We start from the raw sequence: 22,450 nt of genomic DNA on the forward strand, positions 1-22,450 counted from the left end.
TAACAGGCCTCCCCCTCTTCCTCAGCTGATTAACAGGGAGATATCCTGCGAATGAGCGAGTATTTGAAAGAAAAATGATTAATACAGAGGGAGGGAAATTTGGAACTGTAGGAGCGATAGCGACCGCCTTTGTATCCGGATTTCAACCGCTAAAAGCGGGTTAAATCAAAGAAATCTGGATACAACAGCGGCCGGAAGTCCAAATCTTCACGGTAGAGACGCCTGAGCCTTAAGTTAATATCTTAAGTTCATTTTATATAGACTATGGAGATGAATACTGATGAAGCCTTCGATGATTGGTGCGCAAATGTACACCTTTAGAGAGTATACACAGACCGCAGAAGAGTTAAGGACTACTTTTCAAAAGTTGAGATCCATTGGTTATACCGCTGTGCAGGTGTCTGGCATCGGGCCGATTGACCCATTGGTAGTTAAACAAATCGCCGATGAAAATGGATTAGAGATTTGCGCTACACATGTGCCCTGGACTCGTTTGGTGGATGATTTAGATGCGCTAACTAAGGAACATCAGCTGTGGGACTGCAAATATATCGGGCTAGGCGGGTTGCCTGATATGTACCGCACGAGTCTGGAAGGTTACCGAACTTTTGTAAGTGAGATTTCAGCAATCGCCAAGCTATTGAAAGAGAATTACGGCTTGCAGTTTATTTACCATAATCATGACTTTGAGTTTGAACGCCTGGAGGGCGGTAGAACAGGAATGGATATTCTTTTGGCAGAGACAGATCCTGATTATGTTAGCTTCGAGCTAGATTTATATTGGTTACAGGCAGCGGGTGCGGATCCGGTGGAATGGATTCACAAGGTGAACGGCAGAATGCAGGTGGTCCATCTTAAGGATATGGCCATAATCGATCGAAAGCCTGTTTTTGCTGAGGTGGGTGAAGGGAATATGAACTACCCGGGTATTATTAAGGCCTGTCGTGAGACTGGTGTTGAATGGTATGTGGTGGAGCAGGATGTTTGCCGGCGTGATCCGTTTGAGAGCGTTGCTATTAGCTTGGACTATCTTTTACATACGATCGAGGGGGTTTAAGATGAGTCGCAATGATGGAATGCTGTACGCGCCTACTTATGAAGCCAAACCTGTAGTTAAGCCCGGAGAATTCATATTCGCAGCCATTGCTCTAGATCACGGACATATCTATGGGATGTGCAACGGTCTGATAGAAGCTGGCGCTGAGTTAAAATGGGTGTACGACCCGGATTCGGTAAAGGTTAAATCATTTATGGATAGGTATCCGGGAGTGAGAGCCGCCCGCTCGGCAGAAGAAATTCTGGAAGATCCTGAGGTTCGCATGGTAGCTGCCGCTGCCATTCCTTCAGAACGGGGCCCGTTAGGGCTTAAGGTGATGGGACACGGTAAAGATTACTTCACAGACAAAACCCCCTTTACCACACTTGAACAATTAGAAGCGGCAAGGGTGCAGTCAGCACGCACGAAGCAGAAGTATATGGTCTATTTCAGTGAAAGACTGCATGTGGAAAGTGCAATATACGCAGGTCAACTTATTCGACAGGGTGCCATAGGCCGTCCCTTGCAAGTGATCGGATTGGGCCCGCATCGCTTAAATGCTGCTAACCGTCCAGAGTGGTTCTTCCAAAGAGAGAAATATGGCGGTATTCTGTGTGATATAGGGAGTCATCAAATCGAACAATTTCTATACTACTGTGGATGTACCGATGCAACAGTCCTTCACAGCAAAGTAGCCAACTATAACAACTGCGCCTACCCAGAATTGGAGGATTTCGGAGATGCCACGCTTGTGGGGGATAACGGAGCTACACAATATTTCCGTGTAGACTGGTTTACACCCGACGGCCTAAGCACCTGGGGTGATGGTCGAACGATGATCATGGGGACCGAAGGATATATTGAGCTGCGTAAATATACTGATATCGGACGTTCGAGCACGCCAGATCATGTGTTTTGGGCAGATAGTCAAGGGGAACATTATGAGCATGTAGCTAGCAAGATCGGATACCCTTTTTTCGGGGAGCTGATTCTGGACGGTTTGAATCGAACGGAATTTGCCATGACGCAGGCCCATGTATTTAAAGCGGCGGAGCTATGCCTTCAGGCACAAGCTAAAGCAATCCATCTTTCACCCATTTTGAAGTAACGCGCGGGTAGAGCGCAGAAAGAAGAGCAGACGGTGAAAAAGACGAATGAACTTGGGGCGGCTATAATAGGATGCGGAGCGATTTCCCCTTTGCATGTCAAAGCTATCTCGGCCATGAAGGGAGTTCAACTTCGGGTTGTAGTAGATGTGGATGCAGCAAAAGCAGAACAGGCAGCGCAGGAATACGGATGTTCTACGACGGTTGATTACCGAGAGCTGCTGGATCGATCTGATATAGATGTGGTGCACTTGTGCACTCCCCATCACTTACATGCTGAGATGGCCATTGAGTGTTTACAAGCAGGAAAGCATGTGTTAACCGAGAAGCCGATCGCTTCAGATCTCCCATCTGCGAAGCGAATGGTGGAAGCTGCTGATAGCAGTACAGGTCAGCTTGGCATCGTGTTCCAGAACCGCTATAATGAGCCTTCGATTCGTATCAAGGAGGCCTTGGACTCTGGTGAATTAGGTCAGTTAATCTGCATGAAAGGCATAGTTACCTGGCACCGCGATGAGTCTTATTACAGGAATAGCAAATGGAGAGGTCGCTGGGATACGGAAGGCGGCGGCGTACTGATTAATCAGACGATCCATACACTGGATTTACTTCAATGGTTTGGCGGAGAGATCACCTCAGTTAAAGGAAGTATCACTACAGATGCACTGAATGGCATTATTGAGGTGGAGGATACGTCGCATGCGACCCTGTTTTTCAAAAATAACGTTAGAGCTCTCTTCTATGCTACCAATGCATATCTCGTAAATTCCCCTGTGGAGCTGGAGCTGGTCTTTGAACAAGGGACATTAATTCAGCGCAGGGATTGCTTATATCTCTATAAAGAGGGAAAAGAAACCTTATGGAGTCAACCTCCTGCAGATTACGGAGTAGGCAAGTCCTATTGGGGAGCCAGTCACAGCCTGTTAATAAAGGACTTTTACGAGCACATTGGGGATAATCGTGATTTTTGGCTAAATGGTTCAGAAGGAATGAAGACGTTACAGCTGGTTTCGGATATCTATACCTCTTCGAGTGCCAGACATACACCCCTAATCTAAAAGAACACAACTTAATAGACTGTCTCATTCGTAGAAGAAATCTACTTATGGACAGTCTATTTTTTTCAACCATGTGCGAAACTAAAAAAAGTCAACCCCAAAACTTCCGGTATGCTGCCTCAAACTGTTATTATAATTTAGTGCCGAAAAACCCCTTGCTTTAACTATGGGGATGTAAGGCGCTTTGGATGTGGGGTGGCTTTTGTCGCCCCAAGCACCCAACAATAGATACGTTTCAGATATCTATTGTTTTGTGGTACAATCTTTTTGAGGTGAACCTATGTCACAACGAGAAGTAGAAAGTAACCACAATATCACTTTCGATTGTAAATATCATGTCGTGTTTTGCCCCAAGTATCGACGCAAAGTTCTACAACCGCCAATTGATTTGCGCTTAAAAGAACTATTCCGAGCCAAAGCCGATGAACTTCAAGCTGAGATTGTTGAAATGGAAATCATGCCAGATCACGTTCATTTGCTGATCCAATGCGATCCACAGTTTGGCATCCATCGTATTGTGAAGCACTTAAAAGGCTACACATCGCGCATATTGAGGCAGGAATTTAAACAACTAACATCACGACTTCCTTCTCTTTGGACAAATTCTTACTTTGTTGCCACAGTCGGAAGCGTGTCACTGGATATAGTGAAAAAATATATCGAAGATCAAAAAGAAAAGTAGGTGAATGAGTTGCTTGTTGCTTACAAATATCGGCTGTATCCAACCAAACAGCAAAAGCAAGCCATTCACTTTACGCTTGAACGGTGTCGGTTGCTATACAATCGTTTGCTTGAAGAACGGATACTTGCGTACAAAAATGAAGGCAACAGCCTGAACTATTACGATCAAGCAAATTCATTCAACGAGCGTAAACAACATATCCCTGCATTGAAACAGGTTCACTCCCAAGTCCTTCAAGATGTCGCAAAACGCTTGGATAAAGCGTATCAAGCATTCTTTCGCCGTGTAAAAAGTGGCGAGGTAGCTGGAATTCCACGATTCAAACCAGAGCAGCGATATGATTCTTTCACATATCCGCAAGGTGGACATACGATCATAGGTAGCAAGGTTCGCCTTTCTAAAATTGGTGATGTAAAAATCAAACTCCATCGCCAACCACAAGGGAAGATCAAAACCTGCACGATCACGGTCAATAACGGAAAATACTACGCTTGTTTTTCCTGCGAAGTAGAACGGCAGCACCTTTCGTCTTCATCGAAACAAGTTGGCGTTGATCTTGGCTTGATGCACCTTGCCGTTACATCAGATGGCGAAACAATTGAATCTCCTAGACACCTTCGCAAGAGTGAAAAACGATTAAAGCGACTCCAACGTGAGGTATCGCGCAAAAAGAAAGGCTCTACTCGAAGGAAGAAAGCTGTTCGCATTTTGGCAAGGCTACATGAGAAAGTCGCTAATCAGCGCAAAGACCACGCCCACAACGTATCTAGAGAACTGGTCAACCAATATGGACTGATTGCTTTTGAAAAACTCAATGTGCAAAACATGATTAAGAATCATCATCTTGCGAAAAGCATCGCTGATGCTGGCTGGAATCAACTCGTTCAATTCACCACGTACAAGGCTGAAAGTGCTGGTCGTGTTGTTGTTCAAGTTGATCCACGAAACACATCACAGCTTTGCTCCAATTGCGGTGAAATTGTAAAGAAAGCACTGTCTGTACGGGTACATAGTTGCGATCATTGCGGATATACGGCAGATCGTGACGTGAACGCAGCGATAAACATTTTGCAACGTGCTTTAGCATCGTAACCAAACAAACATATGTGGCTCGGACAGAGCCATCAGGGAGGGGAAAGGTTACGATCCCCGATGATTTGAGAAGCCCCTGCCTTTAGGCGTGGGGAGTTGTCACAGGATCTATAAATAAGAAGATAACGAAGAAGGTGATTGGGTTGTCGAAACTTCAAGTTCTGATCGTAGATGATGAATGGAACATGCGCAATCTGCTGCGGATCTATTTAAGTAAAGAGGGCTTTGAAACCAAGGAAGCGTCAACGGGACATGAAGCCTTGGCGATGTGGCGAGAGCATAAATTGGATCTGATTTTGCTGGATGTGATGATGCCGGATATGGATGGGTGGCAAGTCTGCAAGGTGATTAGGGAGACCGATTCCACCATTCCGGTTCTGATGCTAACCGCCCGCTCAGAGACAAAGGACAAAGTTCACGGGCTTGGAATGGGTGCGGATGATTATTTAACCAAACCTTTTGAACCGGAAGAGTTATTGGCCCGAATCTATTCTTTACTTCGGCGCTCCACCGGAGGATTGCAAACCAAACAACAAGAGCGTGTTGTTATAGAATTCCCCGGTCTGAAGATCTATCCGGAGTCCCGCGAGGTTCACATTCAAGATACAAGCATCGAGTTTACGCTTAAGGAATTTGATCTTCTATCTACACTGGCTCAGAGCAGGCAACGTGCGTTCAACAGAGAAGAGCTTGTGGAAAGGTTATGGGGGAATGATTACGGAGGTGAGACCCGTGTCATAGATTCACACATCAAGAATATCCGTGAGAAGCTTCACAATGCAGGGCTCCCGTATAACCCGATTCAGACGGTCTGGGGTCTCGGCTATAAATTTCAGATTCCTGGTGATAGATAATGAGAAATAATATTATCGGTAGAAAGCTTGGTATTGTTATCATTTCTGTCTTTTTGGTAGTACTGTTGTTTCTGGGCTTTACCATTGACCGGATGTTCACTAATTTTTATTACAGTGAAATGCAAACAGAGACGGAGGAGCTTACCTCTCACTTTACGGTAATGGCTGAATCTCAAGATACTACTACGGAGCAGATGATGCGTACCTTTGCTGAATTTTCGAATGTCAGTATCTTTAATATTTCTAAGAACGGAACTGTTGATTTCCATTCAGGTGTGCACGATTCAACCGACCGTTCTTTTATTCGTGCTGCTGATGTAAAGGAAATATTCTTAGGGGATAGCATAAGCTTCGACTATAAAGATCCTAGCGGACATCGTTACTTCGTAACTGGTCAACCTATTCTGGAAGGGGAAACCACTCGCTCTGCTCTCTACGTAATGGCTTCCACAGAAAGTATGGAGCATTCCTTATCTGATGTTCGGAATATATTATTCTTGTCCGGATTCGGTGCATTTATCTTGGCCATGGGCATCACTTGGGTAATCGCCAGAGCTTTGTCCCGTCCGCTTGTACAAATGCAGAAGGCAACCCGTCAAATCGCTGCCGGTGAACTCGAAACCAGGCTAACCATTCGAAGTAAAGATGAGATTGGTTTTCTTGCGGGTGCCATAAATGACCTGGCCGTGGATCTTCAGCGATACCGCGGTACTCGTCAGGAGTTTCTAGCTAATATATCTCATGAGCTTCGAACACCCATTACTTATCTGGAAGGTTATGCCAAGGTAGTCATGGATGGTCTATATGAGACCGAAGAGGAGAAACACCTTTATTTAAATATTATTTATCAGGAAGCGCACCGAATTCAACATTTGGTGGACGACCTTTTTGAGCTGGCTAAGATGGAAGAAGGCAATATATCTCTAACCTTTGATAGGGTTGATCTATCACAAATGGTAGACCGGGCGGTTCATAAGGTTGAATTGAAGGCCCGGGAGAAAGAACTTAAGCTGGATGTGCAGTATATTGGAGTTGCCGTGAAGGTTCACGGGGATGAGAAACGCATGGAACAGATTGTGATGAATCTTTTGGAGAATGCTATTCGCTATACAGATCAGGGTCAAATCAATGTTTCTCTTGAATATGCAGCAGGCTCCGTAGCTTTTATAGTAGAGGACACGGGCATGGGTATAACAGAAGCAGAAATCCCTTATATCTTTGATCGGTTTTACCGGGTGGAGAAATCTCGTTCCAGGCAATACGGCGGGAGTGGACTTGGACTATCTATCGTTAAGAAGCTGGTGGATCTCCATGGCGGTAAAATTGTAATTACAAGTAAAGTTGGAATCGGTACCCGCTTCGAGGTCCATTTTATTCAGATAAACTGAAGCATTGGGATAATACCGAATTTAAAGTCTGATGGTCGTATTTATGTTTCTTTAGATTGCCCTCTAGTATCTTATGAGCCCAGGCTAATGCTTTATAATATGGGTCTGGTTCATGAACTCGAATTCTAAAGTGGCAAAAATCCAAATGTGTCTGATAATCCTCAATGGAGGGTTCAATATCGAGCTGGCGCAACTGATTCTTACGGATAATCTCAGCGTGCTGCTCTTGAACAAGTTCATGGACGTTAGAGACTTGTTGGGGATGTAGTCTGTATACGAGTAATACTTCAGGCAGGTTAATAATTTGCGTAACTTCTGCTAAGCGATTCCATATTTCATAATCCTCCGCATAATAATAGTACAGATACCGGATTCCGTGGTTTATTAGAACGGATCTTCGAATCATTACGGATGGATGGACTAGTGTACAGTGGAATAACTGCCAGCATTTGATTTCTTCGTGATTTAAGGGTTTGTTGGTAATCTCGTTTCTTCCCAAGTAACGAACCTGAGAGCCGCACACTCCGCAGTGTTGATGAGCATCCATGAACGCTACTTGGCGCTCAAAGCGCTGGGGCAATGCGATATCATCTCCGTCCATTCGGGCAATATACTCGCCGGTAGCTAAATCTATCCCTTGATTTAAGGATTCAATGATTCCTAAGTTGATAGAATGAATAATTAATTTAATTCTTCTGTCGTTAAACTTTCTGATGATATCTAAAGTTCCGTCTGTTGATCCATCATCAATGATTAACAATTCGAAATCCCAATAGGTTTGCGTCAGAATACTGCAGATTGATTCTTCTATATAGTTAGCTACATTATATACCGGCATGAGAACTGATATCTTAGCCAATACTTACACCACCCTTCTTAATCTCTGAATTATTGTATGTAGAGTAAGTCCAATACGATCTGAATACCTGTCTATCTGAATGAAATAGAACAAACTGTCCAATCCCTTTTTCCTGCTGCTTAATTTAATGGCAGCATAGGGAGGGATGTACATTGAATTACAATGACTGTTAGAGGTTCTATAAGGAATGGTTGAAACCCCTTGGCCATTCCAAAACGTATGCGCGCTTCAGATCTCCGAGGTGCCGGATATGTTTGAAAATAACGATCCCCTGTGGAAGGGTATTTTGGAATGGATTTAACGTTCGATAGTTCAAGTAGAATTGAATAAACTGGAACTTTTAATTCGGAATTTTCGTTTATGATAAATGGTAGAAGACAGGTACGATTCAAGGAGGAATTAATAGAAGTGAACCCGTCATCATTACCTCAGCGTTCCACGGTTAACAAGAAGAGAAAAAGTAAGAAACGAAAGAAAAAAAGCTTTTTCCGTACCCTATCCAAAGTATTCCTAACTTTTATGATACTGATCCTTGCAGCGGGAGGCTGGTTTTACCTGGCTCCATCGGCCCGTAATTTCCGTTTCTTGGTTGCAGATACCTTGATTACAACTCAGCACCGTTATTTGGCGAAATATATTATCGGCGAAGATGAATTGAAAAATCGGGTGTCGGAGTATAGTTCCCGATTTGAACAGATGGGTGTGGAAGAAGATACCCATACCATAAACACTGTTAAACCCCAAGAAGATATAGTGAATCCCCTTGTCGAGATTGAGAACGTTTCAGGCAGCGGCTATACGGGATTCGTCATGATCGTGAATGATCCCACCAAAATTCGCTTGGGTATACCGAATAAAGTCGGCTCCGGTGAGAAAGTATCCCACATGGTTACGCGAACGGGTGCGATTGCCGGGGTTAATGGCGGCGGGTTTGCCGACCCTAACTGGAAAGGCAACGGATTCAAACCGATAGGTGTCGTTATTTCACAAGGGAAATTATATTACGAAGGTTTGGGCGGTAAAGATTCTACTCAGATTGTGGGTCTGGATACTAAGGGGAAGATGATTGCCGGAAAATACTCTCTTGAAGAACTCAGCAAGCTGGATGTTCAAGAGGCAGTCACGTTTCAGCCGCGCCTTATAGTAAACGGCAAGGGTCTGATTAAAAATGCCGCAGAAGGTTGGGGAATTGCTCCTCGGACTGCTATGGGCCAGCGTGCAGACGGAGCAATTATATTCGTAGTGATAGACGGTAGACAACCGGGATACAGCATTGGTGCGAACCTCTATGATGTTCAGCAAATTCTCTTGGAGCATGGGGCAGTGATCGCAGCTAATCTGGATGGAGGTTCATCTACTGTGCTCGTTAAAGACAATAAGATAGTAAATAAACCTTCATCAGAATACGGTGAGCGATATTTACCAACAGCCTTCCTTGTGTTTGAACATCCTGAGCAGGCGGATATTGCTAACATCTGGGAAGGTCTAGATCCTTATAAGATTGATGCCGGAAAAAAACGAACTCCCTAAATAAACTTTGTAGATGTCCTGCGATTAAATCATCCCGTTTTTAGCCTGTAAGAGGGCTGGAAGCGGGACTTTTTTTATATTGATAAACGGATCCGTTCATTGAGGACATATGTCCTTCACAAACCTCTGGATGTATCCTTTAATTAAAGACAAAGATATACAGAGATGAGTTAGAGGAGAGAGATGGAATGAAAGGTATACTATTTGCTTTTTTAGCCGGGGGATTTATTACTTTACAAGGTGTAGCCAATTCTCGGATTAGTGAGGATATCGGCACATGGCAAGCAGCGGCACTTACTCAGTTCACTGGTTTTGCAGCAGCTTTCCTTATACTGATGTTCGTCCGGGATAAGAATTGGCAAGGGCTGAAGCGAGTAAAGCCGTTATATTTAATCGGGGGTGCATTTGCATCCGTTATTATTTTCAGTAATGTCACAGCCATCCAACAAATCGGGGTAACTCTTACTATATCTGCTGTGCTGATTGCTCAACTGTGTTTAACCTTTCTGGTAGATAGCAGCGGATGGTTTGGCGTTGTGAAGCAAAAGATGCGTCTGCCGCAGTTCATCGGGATAGTAATGATGATGGCCGGAGTAGTGATCCTGAAGTTTTGATGAAAAATGAAATTTACGGAGGTATATACTTTATGATTTTAGGACTTATATTGGCGCTTGCCGGAGGGACTTTGGTCGGTTTGCAGAATATTTTTAATAGTAAGGTAAATGAACGTGCGGGATCTTGGGCAACCACCACTTTAGTATTGGGTATGGGGTTTGCGGCTTCATTAACAATCGGTCTGATTTTTCAGGGGAAACAAATGTTTGTTCTGCACAATATGCAACCTTGGTATTATTTCAGCGGTCTGATTGGTGTCGGAGTGGTTATATCACTGGTTCAAGGAATTAAGCTGCTAGGCCCTACGTTTGCTGTTTCTATTATGTTGACCTCTCAGCTCGGATTCGCTTTGTTGTTTGATTCCCTTGGGTGGCTAGGACTAGATAAGGTTCCTTTTACGCTCAATAAGTTGATCGGTGTGCTGGTTATCGTCGGCGGCATCATTGTTTTTAAATTAGGAGGTGTACGTCAGGAGCAAAAGAAATCTAAAACCATTCAGGTGAAGCAGCTACTTCATCAGGATTGACCTTTATGCTCAACTCATGAAATCTGATCACCCTGCAGTACCTCCTGAGTAGAAAGTTTGTTAGCTAACGGGGGCAGAACCATACAATAATAAAAGAAAACGGCAAAAGTGCACAACCCTAGCATATAGTGTAGCCAGGTAATGGAGATGAAAGTCGGAAAGGTGAAAGTGACAATTCCTAGTGCCAGCGAGTGGCCGAACATCATGATGGGTTCAGTCAGTGCATTGACTCTCCCCATATTTTGCGGAGTAACCAGTTCGGGCATCCAACTACCTAATGCGATATTTACGGGTGCAAGGTTGATTCCCATAAGGAAAGTGACAGATAGGTACAGCCCTATTTGATTTGTCGAACCAAGCACAACTACCAGAACACTTGAAATAAACAAACCTGTGATCAGCATTTTAGTTCTTGTTAACCTCCGAATCAGAGAAGGGGCTGCAAAACTGCCGATTAATATGCCGATTCCAAGGGAAAGGGTAATGAATGAAGAGAACACCATATAATTGTCCGGGCTAAGCTTGTATTTCATTGTGAAGATAGGAAGCACCGCGAACACCCCATTGACGATCCCGAAAAAAAGAAAACCCGATATCAGAACACGAAGCAGCTTGTGCTTCACAATATATGAAATTCCTTGACGAAAGTCTTTGATAATAAGCGGAAACCTTACATCGCGTAAGGTTTTTTTACCGTTAGGCATACGAACCTCTTCCGGGAAGCGGCAACATAAGATAAGGATTCCGGAAAAGATAAAGCTCAACCCGTCGATAATAATAGCCCCTTCAACACCTACAAAGTGATACGACAACGCTCCCAAGCTCAATCCAAAAATCATAAACAGCCCCATAATCATTTGATTTAACCCTGTCGCCTGAACATACTGTTCTTGCCCGATGCTTCCTTGGAGCAAGCCCATTTCCGCAGGTCCAAAAAACTTTGATATCGCACTACGCAGGAATAGAACAACGAAGCAAGCGAATACGGCATCGTAATGCACGAAGAGAAGGAGCACCACGGTCAATCCAGCCCGAATCCAGTCGCTGTATGCGGCAATTAACTTCCGGTCAAGCAGATCAGCGACAACTCCAACGATCCAGAATACCGCAAACGTAGGCAATGAATACATCAACTCCGCTGTGGTAGCCAAAGCCGGGCGGGTGCTGTATCGATCCACCAAATAATAGGCAAAGGCCATATTTCCAACAACACTGCCAAACTGAGAGGCAAAGGCGGCTATGAACAGTTTGGTAAACGTAGGATTGCGAAAGAGCGCACTCATCTTAATTCCCTCCTAATGGGGTTCCACATTGCATGCCTTACTTGGGGTATAGCAGTTGATTTAAATAGTTAACCATCGATGCAAGTTGAATTTCTGTATGGGATTGCTCCGGCCCCACTGCGAGGGTATGAGTCATTATTCCTTCCTGGAACGACGCGATAATTCTAGCGATATCCTCAATGGGCAGTATAGGTGCAAATTCCTGTTGATCCACACCGAGCTGCAAAAGCCTCGCGAAACGGGCAATTCCGTTCTCATAACGCTTCATTAACAAGCTTCTTCGTTGTTCATCCCGCCATCCGGTTAGAAAATACTCATAAAAGGCCGGCGTAAGACTTCCGCTCTCAGGTGACAGAAGCTCCTTTTTCTGCTGGGAGAACGTGGTTGAAATTACATCCCAAATAAGTAACTTCTCAGATAAAAGAGCGTCAATATACCGCTCGTATTCAGAGTCCTGAAGATCGAGCAGGGCTTCAAATATTTCCTCCTTCGTTTGAAAATACAGATAGATCCATCCTCGGCTCATGCCTGCTTCTTCCACAATATCCTTAAGGGTTGCTGGCTCATAACCTTTGTCGATAAATACCAGCTTGGCAGCCTCGAGGATTTTTCTTCTTCGTTGTTCTTTTTGATCATCGGATATTTTAGGCGACATTCTAGTTGTACCTCCTAATTCAATTAAAAATGAACCGCGTGTCATTATATAAATAATAATGACACGTGGTTCATTTTGCAATAATAAAATACCAAAATATAATAATTCGAAATTTACGCACAAGGGTTCAACGCCGACTCCATCGCCTACAGCTTAGAAATATACTGTTTTTTCAAAATTATTTATTAAAGAATCTAAATTTAAAACAATCTTTTTGGGCTCACTATTTTGTGAAGAGCAAATGGTACAAACCGCTTCTTCATTTTGAAAGCCTTCATAAAATACAGTTTCATTATCACCTTCTAAAGAAATAACGCAAAAGGAATCTAATGGGATAGATAAGCCTTTTCCTTCACGTTTAATATAGCTTTCTTTCATTGTCCAAATACGATAAAACTTAGAAAGTCTTTCACCATATTCTGAATTTAAAATATATTCTTTTTCAAGTTTTGAAAAGAATGAATCGGCTACTTTTAAATCTATCGGCTTAATGATTTCAACGTCTACCCCTACGGGCATAGTATCAACAGAGGCTACTACATATTTTCCGGAGTGAGATATATTAAAGTGAATATCAGGGGAATTGGCCAGTTGTGGTTTTCCATATGGATTATAAGAAAAAATTAGTTCCTCATTATTTTTGCATTTTCGTTTACATAGTATATATCTTATTAAAATATCACCCAACAAGGTTCTTTGAGCATCCGCTCTAAAATGAAACTTTTTAATTCTATCAAGTGTTTTAGTAGAAATGCTTTTTTGGAGATCGTAAAATTCATCTTTATATAAATCTCTATCAATCATTAGAATAAAAGTCTCTAACAAATTATCACAAACCTCTCATTGATTAAAACTATATTTATGTAAATATATTTAACATAATATTCAGCTTATGAACAGCGCGATTTGTAAAAAATTCTCATGTCGAACATTTCGTTTATGAATCAACTTCCGCATCGTCCGATACGAAATTAGTTGATTACGAATAATTACAATATTGTGAATAAATCGGGATATTTATACATTTTAATAAATGTTAAGATATAATAAGAAAATGTTCCCAATTTTAGTGAAAGGAAGTTAAATATGTCGTATGATCACAAATCGCCTATAAAGCTAATATGTTTTCCATTTGCAGGAGCAGGAGCTAGTTTCTATAGTGGTTGGAATGAATTTTTTGATAGCTCGATAGAAGTTTTACCTATTCAATTGCCAGGCAGAGAGAGGCTAATTGCTGAGGAGCCTTATAGAAATATCCATGTTGCAGCGGATGATTTTGCCAAGATGATAGAAGAAGAAGGTGGCAATAGTCTGATCGCACTTTTTGGGCACTGTTTTCTGGGTGCTACCTTGGCTTTCGAAGTTGCTAGGCGATTAGAGAGTCGCGGAAATGTAAAATTGATCCGCTTATTTGTCAGTGCAGCATCATCGCCAAAAAACACAAGAGATTATTCGCTGTCGTCATACTCGGATGATCAGTTTTTAGAGGCAGTTGAAAAGCTTACGGGGTTTGTACATCATGCTTTTGCAATTCCGGAGTTAAGAGAACTATTGCTACCAACACTTCGGGCAGATTTTGAAATGGACGAGACTTACATCAACGAATCAGGATGTAGTATTAACACACCCATTACGGGTATGTTTGCTGCGGACGATTCATTTGTAGTGAAAGATGATGTTGCCCTTTGGAAGGAGTGCACATCCGGTGATTTCGAACTGTTTCAGGTTACTGGAGAGCATATGTATATAACCAGCACAGCTGAACAAGCCAAGGAAATCATCAAAAATACTCTCGCTAACATACATAAGGATGGTGCTTTTCAATATGTGTAGATTAACAGATAAGGTGGTATTAATTACCGGTGCCGGGCGTGGAATCGGAAGGGCTTGCGCGTTACGTGCGGCAGAAGAGGGTGCCGATCTCATCATTACGGACATTGGAAACTCCAAAGAATCTGTACCCTACAAATTATCATCGCTGGAGGAGCTTCAGACGACTGCTGAAAAATGTAAAGAATTTGGTTCGAGTGTAATAGTGCAGCTTGCTGATGTATGTAAGATGAATGATGTAAATGCACTTGTTGAGGCTGCAATCAATAGGTTTGGAAGAATTGACGCTCTCGTCAACAATGCTGGCATCGGAGCTCCTGCTGGTAAAGCTACGCATCTGTATACGACTGAGGAATGGGAGATCCTTCTGAATGTAAATCTCTCTGGTCCATGGCGATTAATTAAGGCTGTGGCACCAATTATGATTGAACAACAATATGGAAGTATTATCAATATCGCTTCCACTGCAGGACTCCTAGGTTATAGATCTTTTGCTGGATACGTTGCTTCAAAACATGGTCTTGTGGGTCTAACGAAATCAGCAGCGTTGGACTATGCCCCGCAAAATATCCGTGTAAACGCTGTTTGTCCAGGTCCGGTTTATGATGATGAACGGCTTGATGGTCATATGACTAAAGTTGTAGCAGATTCTTTAGGCATTCGATTGGGAGACCAAGAATCAATCGATCTCGAATCTGTAGCCATGAACACAGTCGTCTCTCCGTATGATGTAGCGGAGGCTGTAGTTTGGCTGGCAAGTGATGCGACACAGAGAGTCACTGGAACAACGATAGCAGTAGATGCGGGATATTCTGCGAAATAGAACGGGGGAATGAAAAATGGGTGAAATAGAAATGATCCCAGCATTAGAGTTGGATAAGGCAGCGGTATCACAAGTGTTTATCCGTCATTTGACTGATTCTTCTTTGATTAGTCAGACCATAGCTAGCCTACAAAAGATATGTGAAAGTGAAAACTTACACAATACAATGTCTCCGTGGATCGAGTACTCATTCTCCCGCGTGAATCATGAAGATTTTGTTAAACGGGAATCATCACGCCCCATCGGCTACACTGGAAAAATCCGAATTGTTCTTGCCGTGGCGAATGACCTAGAAGCCGATTTAATAATTGTTTCCAATCGTGAGTTAGTGACGGTTCAAGAAATTTTCAATGTCTACAAGTCTATAACAAGTGATAGTCCGTACATATTGTCTTTAGATGAAGCATTACAAAAGTGTGGTTCCTTTATTCCTCCGAAATGGGGGGTGCCAAATTGGAACAACTCGACGGTTTTTTCACGATCTTACCGTGTGAATCTAACGGATCTTGATTTAAAAGAGTTCTCATCGGCTAGTCTTGATAGGATTTCCAGTGCCCTATTGATGACGTTAGAGAAGTACGGAGCAATAAACACCAAGATTCTCATCGAAGAGAATGATATGGAAACCAAACAAATCAGAACGGGTACGTTTGATGATAACAAACACCTCAAAATAAAAGAAGATATCTTTCGTGATGATAGAGAGTTAAATGCTTTTGATGCCGGAATTATGATTACTGATTTGCCCGACATGAACTGTCAGTATTCACCTTGCTTGTCCCCGCTTTTTCCTGTCACGGTTATTGTTACAAAATATAACGGTGCACTACACTCAATTAGCATGTCTGCTAGTGAAAGATTTGTTCATCCCACAGTGTTAAGGCAATTTGTAGATTTGTTCTGCTTTAATTTAGAAAATAAAGATGGAAATAATAATTTTTTAGAAAATGAATGTATGTCACTGTTGGAAACCGAAAGCAATTGTATAAATCATACTGATCTTGAATTACTTGAAAGGTTTCATTCCGTGGCGATAAGCTTCCCTGATCAAATAGCTATATCGGGTATCGATGGGAGTATCACGTATGCGGAGTTGAACCGCAAAAGTGATGTGATCGCAAAAAAACTGATTTCATACGGAATGAATCTGGGAGATAAAATCATTGTTTCCTTAGACCAGACTGTTGAACTTGTTGTTATAATGGTTGCGATTGTTAAGGCAGGCGGAACATATATTCCTGTTGACCCGAATTATCCACTTGAACGGATCTCTTTTGTTATAGAGGATTCACAAGCCACGCATATCATAACAGGTTTGCCAGATCTACCTGCCAAACATGCAATTCATTGGATTTCTCCGAGTGATCTGATTGAAGGCGAAAGTGATGTGTTTGATACCGTAGTCCTGCCAACAACGGCCCCTGACACTACCTACATAATTTACACATCCGGAACTTCAGGGCAACCCAAAGGCGTTATGGTGCCATCCAAGAATGTTGTATCACTGATCGAAGCTACCAGTCAGGAGTTTAAGCTGTCCCACATTGATGTTTGGACGATGTTTCACTCCGCATCATTCGATTTTTCTGTCTGGGAGATGTGGGGGTGTTTGTTGACCGGAGGTCACCTGGTAGTGGTTTCGAGACAAGTCGCACGGTCACCGTATGATTTCTATGATCTATTGGTTGAGAAGAAAGTTACTGTTTTGAATCAAACCCCATCAGCATTTTATACCTTGCTTAAAGTGGATATCGAGCAAAGGAATACGAATTTGACTTCAATTCGATTAGTAATATTTGGAGGAGAAGCCCTAGATCCTTACAAGCTATCGGAGTGGCTTGAACGTTATCCGGTGAGTTATTGCAGGCTTGTGAATATGTACGGAATTACCGAAACCACCGTTCATGTGACGTATCGCAACATTTTACATAGGGATCCAGAATTTTTATCGAAATCTGTAGGTGTGACACTGCCTGGCTGGAAAATTTCGATACGAGACACAAATGGGATTCCATGTTTGTACGGAATGGAAGGCGAGATATGGGTAGGTGGAGCCGGCCTATCAAACGGATATCACAATCGGGAAGAGTTGAACAAGAAGTTTTTTGTTATCGATCCTAAGGATGACCAAAGATGGTACCGAAGCGGTGACTTGGGACGTAAGAGACCGGATGGTAGCATTGACTACTTGGGACGAATCGACACTCAAGTTAAAATTAGGGGCTTCCGAATTGAACTGGATGAAATACGCTCCGTCATTCAAAAAATTCCATTTGTAAGAAATGTGGCCATTGTCTTGCACGATGGTGATGATGTGGAATCCTCTCAAAAACAAATAGTTGCATTTATCGAAAGCTTGGAGCACGTTGATGCTGATACAGTTCGGAGCGATCTAAAATCCAAAATCCCGGAATATATGATTCCGGCTAGAATTGTTCGAGTAAATGAGATTCCGATGACCATCAACGGAAAAGTCGACAATGCAACATTGATGTTGAAGCTTAATCACTCGGAGGATCAGGACGTTGACTCGAAAGATAATAACAGTCAAGATTCATATTTGTCTATCTGGAACAAAGTATTAGGACATAGCATTGCAGCAGGTGATAACTTCTTTGAGTCCGGTGGCAATTCACTTTTGGCTGTGGAACTACTGTCTGCACTTAAAAGGGAAATGGATAGCTCGTTAACTTTACGCGATCTATATATTCACTCTTCTCCTAACGCATTAAAAGAATTTCTTTCAAAAAAACCAGTACGATAGGGATGTTCGAAAATGACTTGTAATCTGCCAAAAGTAGCGATCATGCATGGTGAGGGTTCAGCCTCCCCTTTGACTATCAAAGCGGCTTCTTTGGGGCTTTGCCAACTTGTTTTTCTCTATGCTGACTGTAACAAGAAAGATCAGACTCAGTTGGAGCTATTAAAAAAACACGTGGGAGTATTCGATATATCATCGCTGACGGACCTCGAAGTAGCAACGCTGTTGCGTGAAGAACAAGTCTCAGGAATCGTAACATTCAGCGAGTATAAACTACCTGAAGTTACAAAGTATTGCACGATATTGGGGCTGAACGGACATTCGGCTGAGATATTAGCTTGTTTGACAGATAAGTATTTGCAGAGAGAACGGCTTGCTGCCTCCAACATAAGTGCCGTGCGCCATGCAATTGTCGACCGGCATGATGTCGAGGGCGCTGCAGAGCTGGTTGGATTTCCTGCTATACTCAAGCCCAGAATTGGTGCCGGCAGTAGGTGGACGGTAAAAGTTTCCTACATCGAACAATTGCGACATGAGTTATCGTTAGGTCCTTCTGATTGTGAGTATGTGTTGGAAGAATTTTTGGCGGGGGATGAGGCCTTACATGACCAATTTTACGGAGATTATGTGTCTGTAGAATCCATTCATTCGAATGGAAAATCACAACAGGTGTGCGTGACGGCCAAATTGCCTTTAACTGAACATTTTGCAGAGACTGGCATGTTTGTACCCCACCCATTTTCTTCAAAATTGGCCGAACAGATCTTAGATCTGGAGTCAAAAGCCATTCAAGCCATCGGCGTTACAGATGGCGTAACACATACTGAAATAAAACTCACGTCCAGCGGGCCCAAAATTATTGAAATCAACGGCCGAGTAGGTGGTTATGTTCCCGAAATTCTAAAACGTGCCATGGGTGTGGATTTAGTGAGGGCCGCTTTACAGGTTTCATTAGGTGAAGAAGCGATCATCATCGTGAAGCCGATCACATCGGTTGTTTACCAGGTATTTCTTGATGCACCCATAGTTGAACCATCATCATTTGTCGGTATGAACGGGATGGAAGAAGTGGAAAGAATGGATGGGGTTTTGCATCTTGAGATCACGAAAGATGTGGGGCAAATCATTAACTACAGGCTCGGCACCCAAAGCAACCTGGGGATCGTGTACGGAACTGCACCCGATTTTGAATCCTTTTCAAAAAATACACAAGATATTAAATCGACGCTGGTTCCTAATCTAAGCGTTCAGCGAGGAGGCTAAATGGATGCAAGATGAACCTATTGAAATAACTTTAGGCAGTCGTTTTGATTACATTGCAGAGACATACCCTGATCATACTGCTGTCATTTGTGATGGCAAAGTCACCACTTACAATGAGCTTCGGATGAAAGTAAGCACGCTATGTGGTGCTTTGTTGCACTGTGGAATCGCCGAGAACAGTAGAGTGGGGATTTTGTGTGAGAGAAGCCTGGAGTTGGTCACTGCAATGATCGCCATTGTGAAGATTGGGGCCACTTATGTACCTTTGGCGATTGATGATCCTTTGTCACGTATCGCACACTTGGTTAATGATGTTCAGGTTGAACTGGTTTTGACAGACCAGGATCACACTCTGTCATTTGTACCGACAATGGATCTCAAGGATATCAGTATGGACAAATGCGATATCGAGGATGGCCAAAGAGTTGTGGGAGATTCTCTAGCCTACATCATGTTTACCTCCGGCACGACAGGCAAGCCCAAAGGTGTTGGCGTATCACATGACAATATATTAAATCTTACTGTTGGTTCCGATTATGTAAGGCTGAACTCAAATACCCGCATTCTTCAGACAGGAGCTCTTACTTTCGATGCCTCCACTTTTGAAGTTTGGGGTGCTTTACTGAATGGCGGCGGACTAATCATACCAAGCAAGCATGGATTGACTGATTTTGAATATATCCAGCAAACCGTACAAGAATACGGTGTAACAACCATGTGGCTGACAGCCCCACTGTTTCACATTGCTGCGGAACAAAATCCCCGAATGTTCGATGGGATATGCGAGCTCATCGTAGGTGGTGACGTCGTGAATCCGTCTTCTGTAAATAAGGTTCTGGATGTTTGCCGGGATATCTGTATTTGGAATGGCTATGGTCCGACAGAATGCACAACGTTTTCAACCGTCTATCCAATTACGTATCGAGAAAATCGAGAGCCTATTCCCATCGGAAAGCCGATAAAAAATGTGGTTGCCTATATTCTTGATGTGAATTACAGTCCGGTTAAACAAGGGGAGATCGGTGAGCTGTATATAGGAGGCAAGGGGGTAACGATAGGGTATGTCAATCGCCCGGAACTGAATGAAGAAGTATTCATCGACAATCCCTTTGGCGATGGGAAATTGTATAAATCGGGAGATTCGGTTAGTGAAGATGCTACCGGGAACCTTCATTATTGGGGGCGGAAAGACAGACAAGTCAAAATACGGGGTTACCGTATCGAACTAGTTTCCATTGAGTCCTTGCTCGAAACGATAGATGAGATCGTGTCGGCCGCAGTTTGCGTCGTCACGAACAAAGTCGGTGGCAAGGAAATCTGCTCTTACGTAAAAGTTCGCGAGAATCGAGAGATCAGCCAGGATGAAATCCGTCAAAAGTTTAGTCAGATCGGCCCTTCGCATGTGATCCTTACGCATATAATGGTAACCAATTCCATGCCTCTCAATAAAAACGGAAAGATTGATTACGGAAAAATCACTTCCTCCTTTGAGTGTAAACTAACGATGAATGAAGAGGTGAACCATAGGTCTTCCATGGATCGCCACAAATTGTCCGATGAAGCATTGTTAACGGAACTTATAAGCAAGCAAATAGGTTTCAATATTACGGATATCACCACTTCGTTCTTTGATTTAGGCATTGATTCTCTGATGGCGGTTTATCTAGCACGTGACATCAATAACGAATTTGGAACCAAGATTAATGCTATAGATATTCTGGCTAATCCTACTATTTTAGAGATGATGACGGTTCTGGGTAGTGTGCCGACGAATCAGTCTGGCACCCATAAGGTAAGAAGCGTAGAGAAGAAGCTGCCAATATTGAATCAGCAGAAGCCCTTTTTTGTTGATTATCAATTGAATCCCGACTCTGTACGTTATAATGTGCCGCTCCTGATCCAACTGAGTCATGATATTTCAATCCCTCGATTGACGGATACTTTGCATAAGATCGTATTACGACATGATGCATTGAGGGTTCAATTTACTATGACAGGTAGTGAGATATTTCAAAAGATCGTCGATGAACCGATTTATACAATCCCCCTCTTAGAAGGACGACCGAATCTAAAGGAACTGATTCGACCATTCAATTTATCGGAAGGGTTACCCTTCCGATTCGTGATTATTAATGATGTCGATTGTGCTTGGTTATTCATGGATTTTCATCATATTACCGTTGATGGAGCTTCCTTATCTGTAATTGTTCATGATTTGAACCTCCTGTATGGCGGTCATCAATTGGCGAAGCTTAACGATAACTTCGCGACAGTCGTTGAAGAATCGAATACGGAATTTCTGAAGAATCGTTCTGAAAGCATTGCCTATTGGCAAGAGTATCTTCAGCATTACCGCGGGATGAATGAGCTACCGATCGATAAGCAGGATGATTCCGGTATATCCCAAAGAAGTAATACATTCAGATTCCAAATCAACGAAGAGAGAACATCTGCTTTGCGAGCTTGGTCTCAAAAGAATAATATGACTCTATTCGAAAGCCTACTTCTCGCTTATGCCTGCACCCTTCACGCAGTTACGGCCAGTTCAGAAGTGATGTTTGCAACTCCGAGCCGTGATTATTCAATACTGACAAGTGAACCGATTGTTGCAATGCTGACGAATACGTTATGGGTACTCTCTGAAGTGAAGAAAGACGAATCCATAACGGATTACATGAATGCTTTTATTGGTAACTTGCGGGAATCACAAAAATGTCAGAACGTTCCTTTTGAAGAAATCTATGATCGAATCAACCCTGGATCACGCAGTGCGGTAATTGATACGTTGATCGCCTACCATACCGTAAAGGACATGAATACGGAACTATTCGGTATGCCGGTAAGTCTTAAGCCCATCACACCGGATGAGGGAATGTTTTCCTTGAACCTGCAAATTTATGACTGTACAACCCATCTGGAGTTGGATTGGGAGTATTTGGCTGATTTATTTGAATACGAAACCATGTCAAATATCTGTGATATCTTCTCAGTGATGCTGAATTTATTAACGCAGCAGGAAACGCTTAGTACGCGGAATATGTCCGACGTGGTTACGACATGCGTTCAAATGATATAGTACAATCCAAGGT

General features: G+C 42.8%; 19 protein-coding genes. 15 read left to right on the top strand and 4 right to left on the bottom strand.

Going from position 1 to position 22,450, the window contains the following annotated elements; all coding sequences use genetic code 11:
- The first annotated feature begins 280 nt into the window (after positions 1–280).
- The 7 genes from J2T20_RS17850 (at position 281) to J2T20_RS17880 (ending at position 7,216) form a co-directional block, all read left to right on the top strand.
- Positions 281–1,057 carry a sugar phosphate isomerase/epimerase family protein gene (locus tag J2T20_RS17850; RefSeq protein WP_307590655.1) on the top strand — a complete coding sequence of 259 codons (777 nt, stop codon included), beginning with the start codon at positions 281–283 and terminating at the stop codon, positions 1,055–1,057.
- A 1-nt stretch (position 1,058) separates the two neighbouring features.
- Positions 1,059–2,144: a Gfo/Idh/MocA family protein gene (locus tag J2T20_RS17855; RefSeq protein WP_307590657.1), complete on the top strand. Its 1,086-nt coding sequence runs from the start codon at positions 1,059–1,061 to the stop codon at positions 2,142–2,144.
- A gap of 33 nt (positions 2,145–2,177) precedes the next feature.
- Positions 2,178–3,200, top strand: a complete 1,023-nt coding sequence (locus J2T20_RS17860) for a Gfo/Idh/MocA family protein (protein ID WP_307590659.1) — start codon at positions 2,178–2,180, stop codon at positions 3,198–3,200.
- 280 nt (positions 3,201–3,480) lie between these two features.
- Positions 3,481–3,882, top strand: a complete 402-nt coding sequence (gene tnpA, locus J2T20_RS17865; protein ID WP_307590661.1) for an IS200/IS605 family transposase — start codon at positions 3,481–3,483, stop codon at positions 3,880–3,882.
- The gene (locus J2T20_RS17870) at positions 3,883–4,974 is read left to right on the top strand and encodes an RNA-guided endonuclease InsQ/TnpB family protein (RefSeq protein WP_307590663.1); all 1,092 of its coding nucleotides are present in this window, start codon (positions 3,883–3,885) and stop codon (positions 4,972–4,974) included.
- Positions 4,975–5,117: 143 nt separating this feature from the next.
- Positions 5,118–5,828 carry a response regulator transcription factor gene (locus tag J2T20_RS17875; protein WP_307590665.1) on the top strand — a complete coding sequence of 237 codons (711 nt, stop codon included), beginning with the start codon at positions 5,118–5,120 and terminating at the stop codon, positions 5,826–5,828.
- Positions 5,828–7,216, top strand: coding sequence for a sensor histidine kinase (locus tag J2T20_RS17880; RefSeq protein ID WP_307590666.1), 1,389 nt, complete (start codon positions 5,828–5,830; stop codon positions 7,214–7,216). The genes J2T20_RS17875 and J2T20_RS17880 overlap by 1 nt, the downstream gene beginning before the upstream one ends.
- Here J2T20_RS17880 and J2T20_RS17885 read toward each other — a convergent pair.
- A complete protein-coding gene (locus J2T20_RS17885) occupies positions 7,200–8,075 on the bottom strand; it encodes a glycosyltransferase family 2 protein (protein ID WP_307590668.1) in 876 nt (291 codons plus the stop codon). The two genes, J2T20_RS17880 and J2T20_RS17885, sit on opposite strands and share 17 nt — an antisense overlap.
- Positions 8,076–8,483: 408 nt before the next feature.
- On the opposite strand from J2T20_RS17885, the gene J2T20_RS17890 reads away from it, so the two are divergent.
- The 3 genes from J2T20_RS17890 to J2T20_RS17900 all read left to right on the top strand — a co-directional run bounded on the left by J2T20_RS17890 (position 8,484) and on the right by J2T20_RS17900 (position 10,746).
- Positions 8,484–9,605 carry a phosphodiester glycosidase family protein gene (locus J2T20_RS17890; RefSeq protein ID WP_307590670.1) on the top strand — a complete coding sequence of 374 codons (1,122 nt, stop codon included), beginning with the start codon at positions 8,484–8,486 and terminating at the stop codon, positions 9,603–9,605.
- Between the two features lie 188 nt (positions 9,606–9,793).
- On the top strand, positions 9,794–10,219 hold the full coding sequence (locus J2T20_RS17895) for a DMT family transporter (protein WP_307590672.1): 426 nt from the start codon (positions 9,794–9,796) through the stop codon (positions 10,217–10,219).
- A 32-nt stretch (positions 10,220–10,251) separates the two neighbouring features.
- A complete protein-coding gene (locus tag J2T20_RS17900) occupies positions 10,252–10,746 on the top strand; it encodes a DMT family transporter (RefSeq protein WP_307590674.1) in 495 nt (164 codons plus the stop codon).
- Between the two features lie 14 nt (positions 10,747–10,760).
- Here J2T20_RS17900 and J2T20_RS17905 read toward each other — a convergent pair whose 3' ends face one another.
- The 3 genes from J2T20_RS17905 to J2T20_RS17915 form a co-directional block, all read right to left on the bottom strand.
- Positions 10,761–12,029, bottom strand: a complete 1,269-nt coding sequence (locus tag J2T20_RS17905; RefSeq protein ID WP_307590676.1) for an MFS transporter — start codon at positions 12,027–12,029, stop codon at positions 10,761–10,763.
- A 37-nt stretch (positions 12,030–12,066) separates the two neighbouring features.
- A complete protein-coding gene (locus tag J2T20_RS17910; protein ID WP_307590678.1) occupies positions 12,067–12,684 on the bottom strand; it encodes a TetR family transcriptional regulator in 618 nt (205 codons plus the stop codon).
- 153 nt (positions 12,685–12,837) lie between these two features.
- Positions 12,838–13,488 (bottom strand): 4'-phosphopantetheinyl transferase family protein, encoded by a 651-nt coding sequence (locus J2T20_RS17915; RefSeq protein ID WP_307590681.1) that lies wholly within the window; start codon positions 13,486–13,488, stop codon positions 12,838–12,840.
- Positions 13,489–13,770: 282 nt separating this feature from the next.
- On the opposite strand from J2T20_RS17915, the gene J2T20_RS17920 reads away from it, so the two are divergent.
- Genes J2T20_RS17920 through J2T20_RS17940 form a run of 5 tightly spaced genes read left to right on the top strand, consistent with a single transcriptional unit; the run spans position 13,771 to position 22,437 of the window.
- Positions 13,771–14,517 carry a thioesterase II family protein gene (locus tag J2T20_RS17920; RefSeq protein WP_307590683.1) on the top strand — a complete coding sequence of 249 codons (747 nt, stop codon included), beginning with the start codon at positions 13,771–13,773 and terminating at the stop codon, positions 14,515–14,517.
- The gene (locus J2T20_RS17925) at positions 14,510–15,337 is read left to right on the top strand and encodes an SDR family oxidoreductase (protein ID WP_307590684.1); all 828 of its coding nucleotides are present in this window, start codon (positions 14,510–14,512) and stop codon (positions 15,335–15,337) included. The genes J2T20_RS17920 and J2T20_RS17925 overlap by 8 nt, the downstream gene beginning before the upstream one ends.
- A gap of 16 nt (positions 15,338–15,353) precedes the next feature.
- Positions 15,354–18,101 (top strand): non-ribosomal peptide synthetase, encoded by a 2,748-nt coding sequence (locus tag J2T20_RS17930; protein WP_307590687.1) that lies wholly within the window; start codon positions 15,354–15,356, stop codon positions 18,099–18,101.
- Positions 18,102–18,113: 12 nt separating this feature from the next.
- Positions 18,114–19,361 carry an ATP-grasp domain-containing protein gene (locus J2T20_RS17935; RefSeq protein ID WP_307590689.1) on the top strand — a complete coding sequence of 416 codons (1,248 nt, stop codon included), beginning with the start codon at positions 18,114–18,116 and terminating at the stop codon, positions 19,359–19,361.
- Between the two features lie 4 nt (positions 19,362–19,365).
- Entirely contained in the window at positions 19,366–22,437 is a 3,072-nt protein-coding gene (locus J2T20_RS17940; protein ID WP_307590691.1) for an amino acid adenylation domain-containing protein, read from the top strand.
- Positions 22,438–22,450 lie beyond the last annotated feature (13 nt).

Source organism: Paenibacillus wynnii (genome assembly GCF_030812855.1).
Lineage (GTDB): Bacteria > Bacillota > Bacilli > Paenibacillales > Paenibacillaceae > Paenibacillus_AQ > Paenibacillus_AQ wynnii_A.